Here is a 15381-nt window from a genome sequence, read left to right as displayed (position 1 = left end):
GACGTTGTGAAGCGTCAATTACCGTCATATAACTTAGCCAAATGTCCCTGTCAGTCGTAGTAGAGCCAAACCATGAACCTTCGTCCTTTTCTTCCCCTGCTGCTCGGCGCCTTCCTTCTTCCCGCCAGCATGGAAAGCGCCCATGCCAACCCGTTTTCTGCGACCTCCTCCTCCACCAACAGCCTGATAGCACCACGCACCAATCTCGCCCTGGGATCCGATGCCTTCGTGGTTGCCAATCCCAGAACCGGGGAGATCCTGGCTGAACGCAACGCCAACCGGGTGATGGCGATCGCCTCCATCACCAAGCTGATGACGGCGCTGGTGGTGCTGGATGGCAACCAGCGCCTCAACGAGATGCTCACCGTCACCATGGACGATGTGGACAGGATCAAGGGCACCGGCTCCCGCCTGGCCATAGGCTCCCGCCTCAGTCGCGCCGACATGCTGCACATCGCCCTGATGTCGTCGGAAAACCGGGCCGCCTCGGCCCTGGCGAGACACTACCCCGGCGGCCGCCGCGCCTTCATCGAGGCGATGAACGCCAAGGCCCGCATGCTCGGCATGTGGAGCACCCATTTCGCCGACAGTACCGGGCTCAACCCCCGCAATGTCTCCAGCGCCCACGATCTCGCCAAGCTGGTGGCCAGCGCCTCCAGCTACCCGCTGATCCGCCAGTACTCCACCACAGAGCACAGACTGGTGCGCAACGGCAAACGCCAGATGCAGTACCACAACTCCAACCGCCTGGTGCGGGAAGGGAGCTGGCCCATCATGGTCTCCAAGACCGGCTACATCCGCGAGGCGGGCCGCTGCCTGGTGATGGACACCCGGGTCAACAATGAGCCCGTGGTCATGGTGCTGCTTCACGCCAACACCACGGATGAGCGGGTGGCCGACGCCAAGAAGATCAGAACCTGGCTGGAAACCTCGGGCCGCATGACCCTGACCGCCCAGTCCACCCCGCGCCCCAAGCTCTTCTCGGCGCAATAAGCGGGTCTCCCCGGACCGCAGGCCGCTCGCCTGCGGTTTTTTTGTGGCCGACCTCCTGGCTCCTGCCCCTCCCCTGACCCTTGCGCCGATGGCAAGGATCGCCCCTTCCATTTCCAGCAGCAAACATCAGCAAGGCATGAAAAGCGATGATGAAACACTGGCGATAAATGTTAACGCAGTGATAAATCACATTTTCAAGCAAGCGGATTTGCTGATCCCGCTGCCGATGATAACGTGATGCCCAGCCCGCAACCCCGGTCTGCTGTACCCGGGTTGCCGAAGGATTCAATCTGGTATGTTCAATGGCAAGGATGACGTGATGAAGATAGTCGTATTGGGGGGTGGGGTGATAGGGGTGGCCAGCGCTTGGTATCTGGCCAAGGCGGGCCATCAGGTGACCCTGCTGGAGCGACGCGGCGGGGTGGCGCTGGAGACCAGCCATGCCAATGCGGGTCAGATCTCCCCCGGCTATGCCTCCCCCTGGGCGGCCCCGGGCATCCCGCTCAAGGCGGCCAGATGGCTGCTGCAAAAGCACGCCCCCTTCACGGTACGCCCCACCTCGGATCCCTTCCAGCTGCGCTGGATGCTGAAGATGTTCGCCAACTGCACCCCGGCGGCCTATGCCACCAACAAGGGGCGCATGGTGCGCCTGGCCGAATACAGCCGGGACTGCATGAAGTTGCTGCGCGACGAGCTGGCGCTGGATTACGAAGGCCGCCAGCTTGGCACCCTGCAGCTGTTTCGAAGCACGGCCCAGTGTGAGGCCAGCAAGCGGGACATCGAGGTGCTGGAAGAGTACGGCGTGCCCTATGAGGCGCTGGATGCCAGCGGCTGTGAAGAGGTGGAGCCCGCCCTGGCGCGGGTACGCGGCAAGATAGTGGGGGGCCTGCGCCTGCCGGGGGACGAGACGGGGGACTGCTTCCGCTTCACCCAGGCCCTGGCGGCGGAGGCGGCGCGCCTCGGGGTGGAGTTCGTCTTCGACTGCCCCATCGACGAGGTTGAACTCGCCCAGGGACGGGCCGTGGCGGTCCGTGCCGGTGAGCGGCGCTGGCAGGCCGATGCCATCGTCTGCGCCCTGGGCAGCTATGGCACCGGCTTCCTGCGCCCACTCGGGATAGAGCTCCCCGTCTACCCGGTCAAGGGCTACTCCCTCACCCTGCCGATGACGGACGCCGCCGGGGCGCCGCGCAGCACAGTGCTGGACGAAACCTACAAGGTGGCCATCACCCGCTTCGACGAGCGGATCCGGGTCGGCGGCATGGCCGAGCTCAGCGGCTTCAATCTGGCGCTCAACCCCAGACGCCACGACACCCTGGCCATGGTGGTGAGGGATCTCTTCCCCGAGGGGGGCGATCTCCCCCGGGCCGAGTTCTGGACCGGGCTGCGCCCCATGACCCCGGACGGCACGCCCCTGGTGGGTCCAAGCCCCATTCCCGGGCTCTGGCTCAACACCGGTCACGGCACCCTGGGCTGGACCATGGCGGCAGGCTCGGGCCGCTTGCTGGCCGATCTCATCTCGGGCAGCGCCCCCGCCATCAGCGACGAGGGGCTTACCCTGGCCCGCTACGGCTAGCCCCAGGGCGCAACGCCAGATGCAACAGAGGGAGTGCCTGGCACTCCCTCTCTTTATTCGCCCCCTTTTGCAGGGACCGGGCCACCCGGCGCCAGCCCCGGCATCGACTGCCAGACCCGGGCGGGATCCGGCTCTTCGATGGCCGCCATCATCAGCTGCTCGCTCCAGCGTCTGTGCAGCAGCCACAGCTGCGCCCCCGCCTCCCCCTGCCCCTTGGTGCACTGCTTGGCCACGTCCGCGGTCCGGTAGAAATAGCGCACCAGGGTGGTGAGCTCGGGCTCGGGCCAGCGGCAGCCAAAGTGGCGCAGCCGCTCGGACCAGAAGGTGATCTGTCGCCCCTCGTGCTCCTGCTCGACCCCGTGCAGGGCAGGAATGAGATCCATCGCCTGCCACAGCGCCCCGTACCCGACGAAGCGCTCATCCAGCGCCTCCAGCGCCTCGTCCAGCATCAGCAGGGTCTGCGGCCAGCTGTCGGCCTGCTCGCGGATGATCTCCTGCTCCTCGCACACCGCCGAAAGCCAGGCCAGGGCCAGCCGGCAGATGATGGCCTCCTTGTTGGGAAACAGATGGTAGAGCGACTTGATGCCCACCCCGGCGCGGGCGGCGATGGCATTGGTGTTGAGGGCCGCAAACCCCTGCTCCTGCAACAGGGCCAGGGTGGCCTGCTCGATGCGGCTCGCCACCTCCTGGCTGCGCAGCTGCCTGGGTTGGCGCCGCATGCAAAGTTCGGCCGGCAGCACGTGTTGTGACATTCTCTTCCCCCGATGCGGTGTCCGCCCCCAGGGGGCGACTGGTTGTCATAACTACATGATGAGACAAGGTAAACACAAGTCAAAAAAAGTGCAGCAATCACTGGCATTTTTCAGAATAGCTGCGATAACCATAAGTGCTCATATCTGCAGTAAAAACTGCAATTAACCCAAGGAGAGCGCGCTATGGATAGCAAACACCCCCGTCTCAGGCTGGGCGCCATCGCCCTGCTGGTGAGCGGCCTGCTCGGCTGCCAGCAAGACAGCAGTGAACCGCCCCCCGGCAACACCCTCTATCTCAACGGCAAGATCCACACCCAGGATGGGCAACGCAGCCAGGCCGAGGCCATGGTGGTACAAGGGGGCAAGTTCACCTACGTGGGCTCCCGTGCAGGGGCCGAGGCCTTGCAAAACAGTGCGACCCAGGTGGTGGATCTGCAAGGGAGGATGGTGCTGCCTGGGCTGCACGACAACCACATCCACCTGCTCGGCACTGTGGCGCTCGACATGTGCGATCTGGACGGCCAGAGCGTCAACCTGGATCAGCTCGCGGCCAAGATCGGCGAGTGCCTGCCCCGCTACGCCCCGGCCCCCGGGGAGTGGCTGGTGGTCAACCAGTGGTCGCCCTATGACGGCAACACCCCCACCGCCACCCATGCCACCCTGCTGGCGGCCCTGGATGCGGCGGCGCCGAACAACCCCGTGATGCTGGCCGGGGTCGACGGCCATGCGGGCGGCTACAACTCCCAGGCGCTGGCGCAGGCACAGGACGAGGACGGCAATGTGGTCGGCTTCAATGCCACCACCCTGGCACCGGGCGGCGTGTTCGAGGCCTTCATCCCCTATGTGGATCTCGCAACCGGCGTGGTCCGGGACGCGGCCCGCAGCGCCATTGCGGTCCCCGACACCGGGGTGCTGAGCGCGGAGGGTGAACAGGCGCAGGCCCAGTATGACAAGATACTCCCCGCCATCTCGACGCTGATGGCCTCCCGCGGCATCACTGGGGTACAGGATGCCTGCGCCAACGACTTCATCCGGGGGCGGCTGCTCAAGATGCAGGACCAGGATCTGCTGCACATGCGCGTCACCGCCGCCACCTGCTTCAACCAGGATGACTACAGCGGCAAGCTGGACATCGACGGGCACCTGGCCAAGGCGAACCAGGTGCGCGATGCCTTCGCCGGCAACCCCCTCATCAAGGCCGATGCGGTCAAGATCTTCCTCGACGGCGTGCTGGAGGGGGATCCCTTCACCAGTCCCCCCTTCCTGCCCAATGCCGGCATGCTGGGGAACTACCATCATCCCCATCTGGCCCTGGATCCCGACAGCGGCGAGGTGAGCATCACTGCAGACAGCGAGGATGCGGGCAGCAACGGCATAGTCAACTACAAGGAGGCGGATCTGGCGCGTTACGTCACGGCGCTGGATGGGGCCGGATTTGGCATCCACATGCACAGCATCGGCGATCGCAGCACCCGGGTGGCCCTCGATGCCCTGGAGGCGGCCCGCGCCAGCAACGGGAACAGCGGCATCCCCCACACCCTGGCCCACCTGCAGGTGGTGCACCCGGACGATCAGAAACGCCTCGGCGAGCTTGGCCTCTACCTCACCTTCACCTATGCCTGGACCACGCCCCAGCTTGCCTACGACATGCTGGTCAGCCCCTTCATCCAGCCAACCAGGGTGGGACAGTCCCTGAGCGAGGCCATCTACGACCCCATGGGCTATCTCCATGACGCTCTCTACCCGGTCGAGAGTTCGCGCCAGGCCGGCGCCGTGCTGGTGGCGGGCAGCGACGCCCCGGTGGACAGCCGGGATCCGCGCCCGTTCGAGAACATGGCCGCCGGCATAGTGAAGGCGGCCGGCAGCGGCGACGACTTCAGGGCCAGTCAGCGCACTTCCCTGGCCGAGATGCTGGCCGCCTACACCATCAACGGCGCCAGGGCGGTACGCCAGGGCGACATCACCGGCTCCATCGAGGCGGGCAAGTCGGCGGACTTCATCGTGCTGGACCGGGACCTGTTCGCCCTGGTCAAGGCCGGCACGCCGGAGCAGATTGCCCAGACCCGGGTCGAGCAGACGGTCTTCATGGGGGAGACCGTCTACCGCAACCCCTGAACGACACGGGCCCCACAAGGGGCCCGCTTCTTATGGCTCACTCTTATGGCTCATTCTTATGGCTCACAGACGGGCGACTCCTCCGCCTGCCCGGGTTGCAGGGCCAGGGTGAAGAGCGCCGCCACCATGTCGGACTGGGTGATGATGCCCACCAGCCGCTCCCCTTCCACCACTGGCATGTGGTGCAGGCCCCCGTCGGAGAAGGCTTCCACCAGATCGTAGAGGGGCTGGTAGCGTCGCGCCGTCTGCACCTCCCGGGTCATCAGATCCGCCACCCGCAATTGCTCGAGCGCCTCCCGCCCCCTGGGCTGGCGGCTCGCCCTGTCGATCATCAGATCATGCAGGGTGATGATGCCCGCCAACCGGCCCCCCTCGTCCGCCACCGGCAGCGCCTTGATCTGATGGCGAGAGAGCAGCTCCCAGGCCGTCATGGCGGACGCCTCTGGGGAGGTCACCACCAGATCCCGCGACATTACCTCCTGGCAGCGCACCGTGCCCACTCGCCCCCGCAGGGCGTGCAACTGGGCCTCCTGCAGCAGCTCCTGCAGATCCTGGCGGCTGATGTCGAGCAGCTCCCCGTGCTTGTCCAGGGCAAAGTCGATGTCCTGGGTGGCGAGCCGGGCGCTCGGCTGGGGATCCGCCGTCTGGTGACGATTGGGTACCACCTTGCCGCCATTGGGATAACGGCGCCCCAGGGCGCGGTTGTAGAGCAACCCCAGGCTCAGCAACAGCAGGGAGTTGAGCAGCACCGGCAGCAGCACATAGCCGACCCCGAGCGCCCGGATCCCCTCGCCGCCGATGACGGCGGTCAGGGCCACGGCGCCGCCGGGCGGGTGCAGGCTGCGGGTGAGGAACATGGCGGCGATGGCCAGCATCACCGCCAGCGCCGAGGCAAGGGCCATGTCCGGCACCAGGCTGGCACTCAGTACCCCCATCAGGGCCGAGACCCCGTTGCCCACCAGGATGGACCAGGGCTGGGCCAGGGGGCTCGCCGGGGCGGCAAACAGCAGCACGGCGGAGGCCCCCATGGGGGCGATCAGCCAGTGCACCTCTAGCCCCAGCCCCCACTGGCAGAGCAGGGCGGTGCCCAGCAGACCGACGAAGGCGCCGAGGGCGCCGTAACAACTCTCTTTGAGGCTGGTATTGGTCGATACCGGCAAAAAATCCCTGAACTGCATCCTGCTCCCGAAGACGATAACATTTATTTCAAATGCGCAATTCTAGCCAGTTCCCCCGTCCAGTTCCAACACGAGTGTCATCGCGGCCTCCGGATCCCGGGGGCGGCTCACCTCAATCCGGTGATCGGGGATCGCAATGCCATCCCCCTCGACCGGTGCAGGCTGGCCGAGGCGTCGACGCGGGATTGGCCGCGGGCGCAAAGCCCGGCACCCTGCCTGCCAACAGGCTCCCCCCTGAGGGGCTTAAGATAATCATGCAAAAAAGAGGGAAGGCTTTCGCCTTCCCTCTCTCGTTATCTCAGTGCTCTTGCCTTGTCTGCCGAGCTAGCTGGATGGGCTGCTCAGGCCAGTTCGGCCCGCAGCGCCTTGGTGGCATCGACCATCACCTTGAGGGCAGCCTCGGTCTCTTCCCAGCCGCGGGTCTTGAGGCCGCAGTCCGGGTTGACCCAGAGCCTGTCGGCCGGGATCTGCTTGGCCGCCTTGCGGATGAGGTCCTCAATCCAGCCCTGGCTCGGCACGTTCGGGGAGTGGATGTCGTAGACCCCCGGGCCGATCTCGTTGGGGTAGTTGAAGCGCTCGAACGCTTCGAGCAGTTGCATCTGGCTGCGGCTCGTCTCTATGGTGATGACGTCCGCGTCCAGCGCCGCCACCGCCTCTATGATGAGGTTGAAGTCGCTGTAGCACATGTGGGTGTGGATCTGGGTGCTGTCCACCACTGGGCTCGCGCTCAGACGGAAGGCGCGCACCGCCCAGTCCAGATAGGCCTGGTGATCCTGCTTGCGCAGGGGCAGCCCTTCGCGGATCGCCGGCTCGTCGATCTGGATGATCTTGATGCCAGCGGCTTCCAGGTCAGCCACCTCGTCGCGAATGGCCAGACCAATCTGCAGGGCGGACTGCTCGCGGCTCACGTCTTCCCGGGGGAAAGACCAGCAGAGGATGGTCACGGGCCCGGTCAGCATCCCCTTCACCGGCTTGTCGGTCAGGCTCTGGGCGAATTTGGTCCATTCGAGCGTCATGGGGGTGGGGCGGTCGATGTCCCGGGTGATCACCGGCGGCTTGACGCAGCGGGAGCCATAGCTCTGCACCCAGCCGAAGCGGGTGATGGCAAAGCCGTCCAGCAGCTCCCCGAAATACTCCACCATGTCGTTGCGCTCGGCTTCGCCGTGCACCAGCACGTCCAGCCCTATGGCTTCCTGGCGCTCAATCGCATCCTTGATCTGGGCCTGGATGCCCGCCTCGTAGGCGCTATCGTCGATGCGACCGGCACGCCACTCCTGGCGCAGCACCCGGATGTCGGAGGTCTGCGGGAAGGAGCCTATGGTGGTGGTGGGCAGCAGCGGCAGCTTGAGATCCGAGCGCTGCGCCTGCGCCCGTACCGGGTAGGCGCTCTGGCGATCGAAGTCGCTGTTGGTGAGGCTGGCGAGTCGCGACTGCACCGCTTTCTTGTGGACCCGACTGTCGGACTCCCGATCGACGATGGGCTGGCTGTAGGCCTCGATCTTGTCGAGCTCGCCCCCGTCGAGATAGTCCGCCAGCAGCCCCAGCTCGTAGCACTTTTGCAGGGCGAAGGCGAACCAGCTGCGGGTCTGGGGATCCAGCTCGTGCTCCAGGGTCAAGTCCACCGGGCTGTGCAGCAATGAGCAGGAGGAGGCCACCCAGAGCCGCTCGCCAAGCTTCTCTTTCAATGCCTTGAGGGTCGGCGCCAGCTTGCCCAGGTTAGCACGCCAGACGTTGCGGCCGTTGATGACCCCAGCCGAGAGGACCCACTGGGCCGGTAAATGCGGCACCAGCGTCTCCAGCTGCTCGGGGGCGGCCACCAGATCCAGGTGCAGGCCGTCCACCTTGAGGCTGGTGATGATGTCGCGCTGATGGGCGACCGAGCCGAAATAGGTGGTGAGCAGCAGCTTGCAGGGGCCGGCCAGGCGCTCATAGGCATTGAGATAGGCCAGACGCCACTCGTCCGGCAAGTCCAGCGCCAGGGCAGGCTCGTCTATCTGCACCCACTCCACCCCTTGCGCGGCCAGCTTCGCCAGGATCTCCTGATAGACGATGAGCAGGCGATCGAGCAATTCCAGACGAGAGAAACCGCTCTCTTTCTCCTTGCCGAGCCAGAGGTAGGAGACAGGGCCCAGCAGCACCGCCTTGACCGGCAGCCCCAGCGCCTTGGCCTCTTCGACTTCGTCAAACAGCTGGCTCCAGCCCAGCTTGAAGCGCTGATCGCGGCTGAACTCGGGCACCAGGTAGTGGTAGTTGGTGTTGAACCACTTGGTCATCTCGGCGGCGGCGGCAGCCGGGCCGGTCGGCGCACGGCCACGGGCCACCCGGAACAGGGTGTCGAGATCGGTGTCGCCGTGACGGTGACGGGCAGGCACGGCGTCCACCAGCAGGCTGGTGCCGAGCACCTGATCGTACCAGGCGAAGTCGCCCACCGGCAGCAGGCTGACCCCGGCGGTGCGCTGCGCCTGCCAGTGGCGCTCACGCAGGCTCTTGCCCACGGCGACCAGCTCGGCCTGGGTGGTCTCGCCACGCCAGTAGGATTCCAGGGCAAATTTCAACTCGCGCTTGGCGCCGATGCGGGGGAAGCCCAGGGTGTGTGCTCGTGTCATAGGTCCAATTCCTTATGCTCATTCATCTGATGGGAAACTGGATGATTTGGCCATCCAGATGTTTACACATCTAGAGTGACGAGATAAGGTGACCTTGGCTATTGAATCCTCTTCAACTGGCTCTCAAGAAATCCTCAACTGACGCACAAAGGAGCAGTGCCATGGGTGTGCCCAACCAGTCGACCAGCCATCAGAACACCAACGCTGGCATCGATCTCAAGCACCTGAAGACCATCAGTGCCCTGGCCGAACAGGGCTCCCTGGCGGGGGCGGCCCTCAGCCTCAACCTCACTCAGTCCGCCCTCTCCCACCAGCTCAAAGAGCTGGAGACCCGCCTCAATCTGGAGCTGTTTCTTCGCAAGAGCCGCCCCCTGGTGCTGACGGCGGCCGGCCAGCATCTGCTGGCCCTGGCTCGTCAGGTGCTGCCCGCCCTGGCCCAGACCGAGCGCCAGTTGCAGGCCCTGCACAGCGGGGATGCGGGCAGGCTGCATCTGGCGCTGGATTGCCACAGCTGCATCCAGTGGCTGCTGCCGCTGTTGCCGGGCTTTCGCCGCCAGTGGCCCGGAGTGGCCCTTGAGGTGGAGTCGGTGCCCGGCTTCGATGCCATCAGCGCCCTGCTCGGCGGCCAGCTCGATTTGCTGCTCACCTCGGACGTGCAGGCGCGCGGGGATCTCCACTTCGAGCCCCTGTTCGCCTTCGATCTCACCCTGGTGATGGCGCCGGATCACCCCCTCTGTCAACAGGGCCGGATAGCCCCGGACGATCTGCGACCCGAGGTGCTGCTGGTCTACCCGGTGGAGCGGGCCCGCATGGACGTGTTCAGCCGCTTCCTGCAACCCGCCGGGGTGGAGCCCGCCCGCTGCAAGCCGGTGGACAACACCTCGGTCATGCTGCAGATGGCCGCCGCCGGGCTCGGTGTCGCCGCCCTGCCGCGCTGGGCCAGCGAGGAGTTCGTGCGCCAGGGCCTGCTAGAGGCGCGTCCCCTCGGCACCGGGATCCGCCGCCATATGTACGGGGCCGTGCGGGCCGCTGATCGGGATCAGCCCTGCCTGCAGAGCCTGTTCGAGCGCATTCGCACCCAGATGGCCGAGCAATGAGAGGGTATGAAAACGCCGCCCCAGGGGCGGCGTTCACGCTCTTTTTTCCATGGGCCCGCTCTCTGACGCCTCAGGATCCCTCGCCGCAGCCGGCGGCCCCCTGTCGTCTCGGACAGTTGCCGCAAAGCTCCCCATCCCCTCGTCTGTAGTGCAGGCAGCAGCGCTGGCGCACATAGCCAGGGAAGGCCTCATCCCGGGGGAGCGAGGCCGGGCGCCAGCCCGCCAGATGCCCGGCGGGCAGGCCGCAGGCGGCGAGCCAGAGCGGCGCATGGGCTTCGACCACCGCCGGGCTCACCTCGTCGAAGAAATCCGGCACCCGCACCAGGGCCGCCAGCAGATCGTCCGCCAGGAGCGGGCGCACGAAACCGGGGCGCAGCCGCTGCACCTCCCCAAGCAGCGCGAACAATGCCTGCCAGTGGGCCTGGAGCCGTTCCCCCGCCGCCTTGATCAGGGTCTTAACCTCCCCCTTGATCATGGGCTCCGCCGGCAGGCTGAAGCCGGACACCAGCCCCTCCTGATAGCCCTGCCCCATGCGATCCAGGGCGGGCACGGCACCCACCCGATAGACGGCCACCATGGCGAGGTAGATGGACTGCCAGCAGAGCATGCCCCAGCTGCGGGTCAGCCAGTAGGCCGCCCCCGCCTCCGGGTGCGCCTGCTGCCAGTGGCCATGCAGGGCAGCCGCCACCTCGTTCGGGGCACCATGAGGGGGGGCCGTCAGCAGAGCGGGGCTCTCCCCCGCCAGCCGCCCCTTGAGAGAGGGGATAAGCCCGGCCGCCGCCGCAAACAGGGCGTCATGATCCGCCAGCAGGCTATGCTGGCTGTGCACCGCCAGGGCGCCGAGTCCACGAGGCAGGGCATGTTCGGTGTTCACCGCCAGGGCGCCTGGGCCGCGAGGCAGGGTGTGCCCCGGCGCAGGTCCGGGGCGCAAGGTCAAAATGCGTATTTGAGTCGAGCCTCCACATTGCGCTCAGCCCCGAACCAGCAGTTGTTCTGGTCGTAGCAGGAGTAGTAGGTCTTGTTCAGCAGGTTGCTGGCGCTAAGCGATACCCCCACCCCCTTCATGCTCGCGCTGAGGGCGGCGAGATCATAGGAGGCGGACATGTCCATCAGCAGATAATCCGGCACTGTGTCGGTGTTGGCGGCATCCATCTCGGCCTCCCCCACGTAGCGCAGGCCGGCGCCGACCCGCATTCCCTCCAGGCTGCCGCCCGGCAGGTAGTTGCTCCACAAGGAGGCCATCTGCCTGGGCACCCAGACCGGGGTCTTGCCCTGCAGATCCGTGGTGTCCTTGGTGATCTCCATGTCCTGAAGGGTATAGCTCAGCGCCAGATCCAGCCGGCTGGTGAGATCGGCGCGCCCCTCCAGCTCTATCCCCCTGGAGACGATTTCGCCGGTCTGCAGCTTGGGCCCGTAGACGTTGTCCGGATCCGTCACCAGGGCGTTCTCCTTGGTGATGTGGAACGCCGAGATAGTGGCCGTCTTGCTCATGTCCTCGGAGAGGAACTTGAGACCCCCCTCCCACTGGTGACCGGTAGCGGGATCGAACGCCTTGCCGCTCTTGTCCGCCCCCGGCACCGGCTCGAAGCTCTCGGCATAGCTCACATAGGGTGACAAGCCATAGTCCAGCTCATAGAGGGCGCCGAGGCGGAAGGAGAGGTTGTCCTGATCGATCTGGGCCAGGGACTGGCTGGCGGCTCCCAGGTAGAGGCCGCGGCTGTCGGTGTCCATCCGGTAGCTGTCGTAGCGGGCGCCGCCTATGGCCATCAGCCGGTCGAGGCGCACCTGATCCTGCAGATAGACGCCGGTCTGGGACTGGCGAATGGTCTTGCGATCCTCATAGGAGAAGGTCAGGGCATCCGGCCGGATCTGGTTGTGGTCCGGGTTGAAGATGTCGATGCTGGGCGCCGAGTAGTCGAGGGTGTCCTGATAGAGGATGCGCGCGTCCAGATATTGATAGTCGACCCCGAGCAACAGGTTGTGCTGGGCACCGCCGGTCTGCACCTTGCCCGCCAGCTGGTTGTCGATGACAAAACCGCGGGACGCCTCATCGGTGAGATAGGCGTTGCGGGCCAGGGTGCGGTTGTCCGCCGCCAGCGCCGCGTTGTAGGTGTTGCGCTGATAGGCGGAGGCATCCATGTAGCGGGCATTCTGCAGCACCTGCCAGTTGGCGTTGAAGTCGTGGCTCAGCTTGTAGCCGAGCAGGGTCACATCCCGGTTGTACTCGTTCCAGTTCTCGTCGCCGAGGAAGGTGTCGCTGCCAAGCTGCCCCAGGGGGTTGGACTTGACCGAGCCGCTGGCGGGGACAGTGGTGTAGATGCCGGCTTGCGGATCCTTCTGGTAGTAGAGGTTGAGGTTCAGCAAGGTGCGGTCGCTCAACTGCCAGTCCAGGGAGGGCGCGAAGACGTAGCGCTCCTCTTCGGAGGTCACCGCCTGGCCCTCCTTCTGGCGGGCCAGCCCCACCACCCGGTAGGCGAGCTGCTCGTTGATGGCACCTGTGCTGTCGAGGGTCATCTCCTTGAGGGTGCCCGTCCCCGTCGCCACGCTGACGTTATGCTTGGCTTCCCGCTGGGGGCGCTTGGCAATGAGGTTGACCATGCCGCCGGGGGGCATGCTGCCATAGAGCACCGAGGTCGGCCCCTTGAACACCTCCAGCTGCTCGATGGCCACAGGATCTATCTGGGGTTGCAGGTTCCACTCGTTGTATTGCAACAGCAGGCCGTCATAGAAGTTCTGGTAGTTGTCAAAGCCGCGGATGTTGAACAGATCCAGCCGGTTGACCGCCCCGCCCCGCAGCTCGGTATTGACCCCGGGCACGTAACGCAGCGCCTCGCTCACCGAGCTGACGCCGCGCTGTTCCAGAGTCTCGCTCTCCACGACCGAGATCGCCTGGGGCGTCTCTATGGGGTCAAGCCGGGTCTTGGTCGCCGTGTTGCGATAGGTCTGACCCAGCACGGTCAGGGTCTCGTCGGCCAGCGCCGCGTCCTGGCTGCCGGGTGCGGCGGCCAGCACAGAGCCTGCCAACAGGGTGGAGATGGTCGCGGCGACCACGGTCAATGGGGGGTGAACAAGTTGCATCTGATCCTCGACTGCCTACTGCATGTGAATAGTAACAAATATCATTTGCATTTTATTGTTCTAATTTGCCGCGGAATTAACAATTTGGGGCATGTTGGCGGGTCAGTGACAAAGAAAGGGGGAAGAAGGGGGAAGAAGAGCGCCATCTGACTGCGTGACGAGTGAAACAGAGTGCAGGGGAAGCCAAATGGAGGGGCTGCGGCCTGGCGCTGGTCGAGACGCGCTTTCGCCGGGGTGGCCTCAAGGCCCCCTGTCCTGCCGGCCGAACCGGGCCTGATCAGCGCCCGCATCCGGCCTTCGCTTTAGCGCAGTTGCTCCTTTTTCATCCACACCCTTGATCCGGGTCAAGCCCTGCTGACAGGGATGGCGATAGTATGCGGCCCCTTTTATCAGTCCTGTTTGAGACGATACAAGGCATACGATCACCCCAATGAATGACACCATCAATAAAGATCTGCACTGCCACACCCAGCTCCACGTCTCCTTCGCGGTGATAGTGCTGACCCTGCTCACCGCCCTGGTGGGGGTCAGTTGCAGCATCCAGCGTGCGGCCGAAGTGAAGTATCACAAGGTGGCCGCCATGTTCGTGCACAACATGGCGACCCAGTTCATCGCGTTGCAATTCAAGCCGCTGGAGCACGTCCTCAACGAGACCGGCAGCTTCATCGACAAGCCCGCCCTGCAGGCCTTCCTCGGCGACGGGCACGCCCCCCTTCGCATGACCCTGATGCAAACGTTGTCCCTCACCCCCTATGTGAAAAGCATCCTGGTCGCCGATCAGCAGGGGTGCTTCAACTCTGTCCCCCACCTGCCGGTCGAGGCGGGCTTTGATGCCAGGGAGCGGCCCTGGTTCAAGTCCGCCGCCTCCCGCACCCTCTTCGTCAGCTACACGGACCACTACGCCAGCAGAATCGACCAGCAGCGGACCGTCTCCGTCTCCCGGCCCATCGTCGACAAGGAGGGCTTTCCCCTCGGCACCCTGGCCATGGAGCTCGATCTCGAGCAGATGAGCCATCCCCTGCGCCTGCTCAAGAGCCCCCTCAAGGGGGAGTTCTATCTCATCGCCCGCAGCGGCGACACCCTGCTGCACTCCAATGTGGGCAACCTGTTTCGCCGCCAGCTGGCGCCGCAGCTCATCGCGCAGATGACCAACGGGGCCGACCACCTCTATGACGCCGAGCACCAGACCCATGTCTACTACTTCGCCTTCTCCAACCCGGACTGGTTCGCCATCTACACCGTCAGCGACGCCGAATTCAAGGAGGCCAGCCACAGCGAATCCTATCAGTTGCAGATCGCCGTGGCGGGTTGCCTGCTGATCTGCCTGCTCTGCTGGGGCTCCCTGCGCCATGCCATCAACAAGATGATCGTCGAGATCATCGCCCTGATGCGCGTCGGCCGCATCGACATGAGCAAGCCCGGAGAGCTGCTGCGCCAGGAGATCCAGAGCGCCCATCACCAGATGCAGGAGGCTGTCGCCGCCTCCAACACAGATGCCCTGACCGGCCTCTTCAATCGCCGCAGCTTCGATCAGGATCTGGCCAGCCATCTGGCCGACGGCCGCCCCTTCTCCCTCGGCATGATAGATCTGGACAACTTCAAGGCCATCAACGATCAGCTGGGACACCTGGTGGGCGACCGCGTCCTCCAGGCCGTGGCGCAGGAAGGGGTGACGGTGGCCGACGGCCTGGCCAGGCTCTACCGCTACGGCGGGGAGGAGCTGGCCATCCTGATCCCCGGGGAGGACGAAGCCCAGGCACTGGCCCTGCTGGAGCGCTGGCGCCAACGGGTCCTGCAGCGTCAATGGCGAGAGGCCGGGCTGGTGGTGACCTTCTCGGCGGGGCTGGGTCAGTGGCGCCATGAATCGGCCGCGCACCTGATAGCAAGGGTCGATCGGGCACTCTATCAGGCCAAGGAGGCGGGCAAGAACCGGGTTCACCCGGCAGACTGACGGGGCTGGTTATCTGGCGTCATACGGGCGGTATGAAG

11 protein-coding genes are annotated in these 15381 nt (G+C 65.3%); 6 read left to right on the top strand and 5 right to left on the bottom strand.

What is annotated here, in order from left to right:
• The first annotated feature begins 72 nt into the window (after positions 1 to 72).
• The 3 genes from pbpG to HB860_RS05460 all read left to right on the top strand — a co-directional run bounded on the left by pbpG (position 73) and on the right by HB860_RS05460 (position 2566).
• Positions 73 to 993 carry a D-alanyl-D-alanine endopeptidase gene (gene pbpG, locus HB860_RS05470; protein ID WP_247625982.1) on the top strand — a complete coding sequence of 307 codons (921 nt, stop codon included), beginning with the start codon at positions 73 to 75 and terminating at the stop codon, positions 991 to 993.
• A 43-nt stretch (positions 994 to 1036) separates the two neighbouring features.
• A complete protein-coding gene (locus tag HB860_RS05465) occupies positions 1037 to 1231 on the top strand; it encodes a hypothetical protein (protein ID WP_247625981.1) in 195 nt (64 codons plus the stop codon).
• An 81-nt stretch (positions 1232 to 1312) separates the two neighbouring features.
• On the top strand, positions 1313 to 2566 hold the full coding sequence (locus HB860_RS05460; protein ID WP_247625993.1) for a D-amino acid dehydrogenase: 1254 nt from the start codon (positions 1313 to 1315) through the stop codon (positions 2564 to 2566).
• Between the two features lie 53 nt (positions 2567 to 2619).
• Here the strand turns inward: HB860_RS05460 and HB860_RS05455 are convergent, their stop codons facing one another.
• Positions 2620 to 3318, bottom strand: coding sequence for a TetR/AcrR family transcriptional regulator (locus HB860_RS05455; RefSeq protein ID WP_162519134.1), 699 nt, complete (start codon positions 3316 to 3318; stop codon positions 2620 to 2622).
• Between the two features lie 183 nt (positions 3319 to 3501).
• On the opposite strand from HB860_RS05455, the gene HB860_RS05450 reads away from it, so the two are divergent.
• The gene (locus HB860_RS05450) at positions 3502 to 5433 is read left to right on the top strand and encodes an amidohydrolase (RefSeq protein ID WP_247625980.1); all 1932 of its coding nucleotides are present in this window, start codon (positions 3502 to 3504) and stop codon (positions 5431 to 5433) included.
• Between the two features lie 56 nt (positions 5434 to 5489).
• Here HB860_RS05450 and HB860_RS05445 read toward each other — a convergent pair whose 3' ends face one another.
• Together HB860_RS05445 and metE are read right to left on the bottom strand one after the other, a co-directional pair.
• Positions 5490 to 6611 (bottom strand): HPP family protein, encoded by a 1122-nt coding sequence (locus tag HB860_RS05445; RefSeq protein ID WP_247625979.1) that lies wholly within the window; start codon positions 6609 to 6611, stop codon positions 5490 to 5492.
• A 341-nt stretch (positions 6612 to 6952) separates the two neighbouring features.
• A complete protein-coding gene (gene metE, locus HB860_RS05440) occupies positions 6953 to 9217 on the bottom strand; it encodes a 5-methyltetrahydropteroyltriglutamate--homocysteine S-methyltransferase (RefSeq protein WP_247625978.1) in 2265 nt (754 codons plus the stop codon).
• Positions 9218 to 9378: 161 nt separating this feature from the next.
• Between metE and HB860_RS05435 the strand changes: the two genes are divergently transcribed.
• Positions 9379 to 10314: a LysR substrate-binding domain-containing protein gene (locus tag HB860_RS05435; protein ID WP_247625977.1), complete on the top strand. Its 936-nt coding sequence runs from the start codon at positions 9379 to 9381 to the stop codon at positions 10312 to 10314.
• A gap of 70 nt (positions 10315 to 10384) precedes the next feature.
• Here HB860_RS05435 and HB860_RS05430 read toward each other — a convergent pair whose 3' ends face one another.
• Positions 10385 to 11170 (bottom strand): siderophore ferric iron reductase, encoded by a 786-nt coding sequence (locus HB860_RS05430; protein ID WP_282101162.1) that lies wholly within the window; start codon positions 11168 to 11170, stop codon positions 10385 to 10387.
• A gap of 77 nt (positions 11171 to 11247) precedes the next feature.
• Positions 11248 to 13392: a TonB-dependent siderophore receptor gene (locus HB860_RS05425; protein WP_247625976.1), complete on the bottom strand. Its 2145-nt coding sequence runs from the start codon at positions 13390 to 13392 to the stop codon at positions 11248 to 11250.
• 430 nt (positions 13393 to 13822) lie between these two features.
• Here HB860_RS05425 and HB860_RS05420 point away from each other — a divergent pair, with 430 nt between their 5' ends.
• A complete protein-coding gene (locus HB860_RS05420) occupies positions 13823 to 15343 on the top strand; it encodes a sensor domain-containing diguanylate cyclase (RefSeq protein ID WP_247625975.1) in 1521 nt (506 codons plus the stop codon).
• The last annotated feature ends 38 nt before the right edge of the window (positions 15344 to 15381 follow it).

Source organism: Aeromonas genomosp. paramedia (genome assembly GCF_023093515.1).
Classification (GTDB): Bacteria; Pseudomonadota; Gammaproteobacteria; order Enterobacterales; family Aeromonadaceae; genus Aeromonas.
Note: the sequence above shows the minus strand (reverse complement) of the source record. Positions and strands in the feature narration are given on the sequence as shown.

Bases quoted from the DNA above. Each gene is read 5' to 3' on its own strand.
- pbpG (WP_247625982.1), top strand. From the start codon at position 73: ATGAACCTTCGTCCTTTTCTTCCCCTGCTGCTCGGCGCCTTCCTTCTT.
- HB860_RS05460 (WP_247625993.1), top strand. From the start codon at position 1,313: ATGAAGATAGTCGTATTGGGGGGTGGGGTGATAGGGGTGGCCAGCGCT.
- HB860_RS05455 (WP_162519134.1), bottom strand. From the start codon at position 3,318: ATGTCACAACACGTGCTGCCGGCCGAACTTTGCATGCGGCGCCAACCC.
- HB860_RS05450 (WP_247625980.1), top strand. From the start codon at position 3,502: ATGGATAGCAAACACCCCCGTCTCAGGCTGGGCGCCATCGCCCTGCTG.
- HB860_RS05445 (WP_247625979.1), bottom strand. From the start codon at position 6,611: ATGCAGTTCAGGGATTTTTTGCCGGTATCGACCAATACCAGCCTCAAA.
- metE (WP_247625978.1), bottom strand. From the start codon at position 9,217: ATGACACGAGCACACACCCTGGGCTTCCCCCGCATCGGCGCCAAGCGC.
- HB860_RS05435 (WP_247625977.1), top strand. From the start codon at position 9,379: ATGGGTGTGCCCAACCAGTCGACCAGCCATCAGAACACCAACGCTGGC.
- HB860_RS05425 (WP_247625976.1), bottom strand. From the start codon at position 13,392: ATGCAACTTGTTCACCCCCCATTGACCGTGGTCGCCGCGACCATCTCC.
- HB860_RS05420 (WP_247625975.1), top strand. From the start codon at position 13,823: ATGAATGACACCATCAATAAAGATCTGCACTGCCACACCCAGCTCCAC.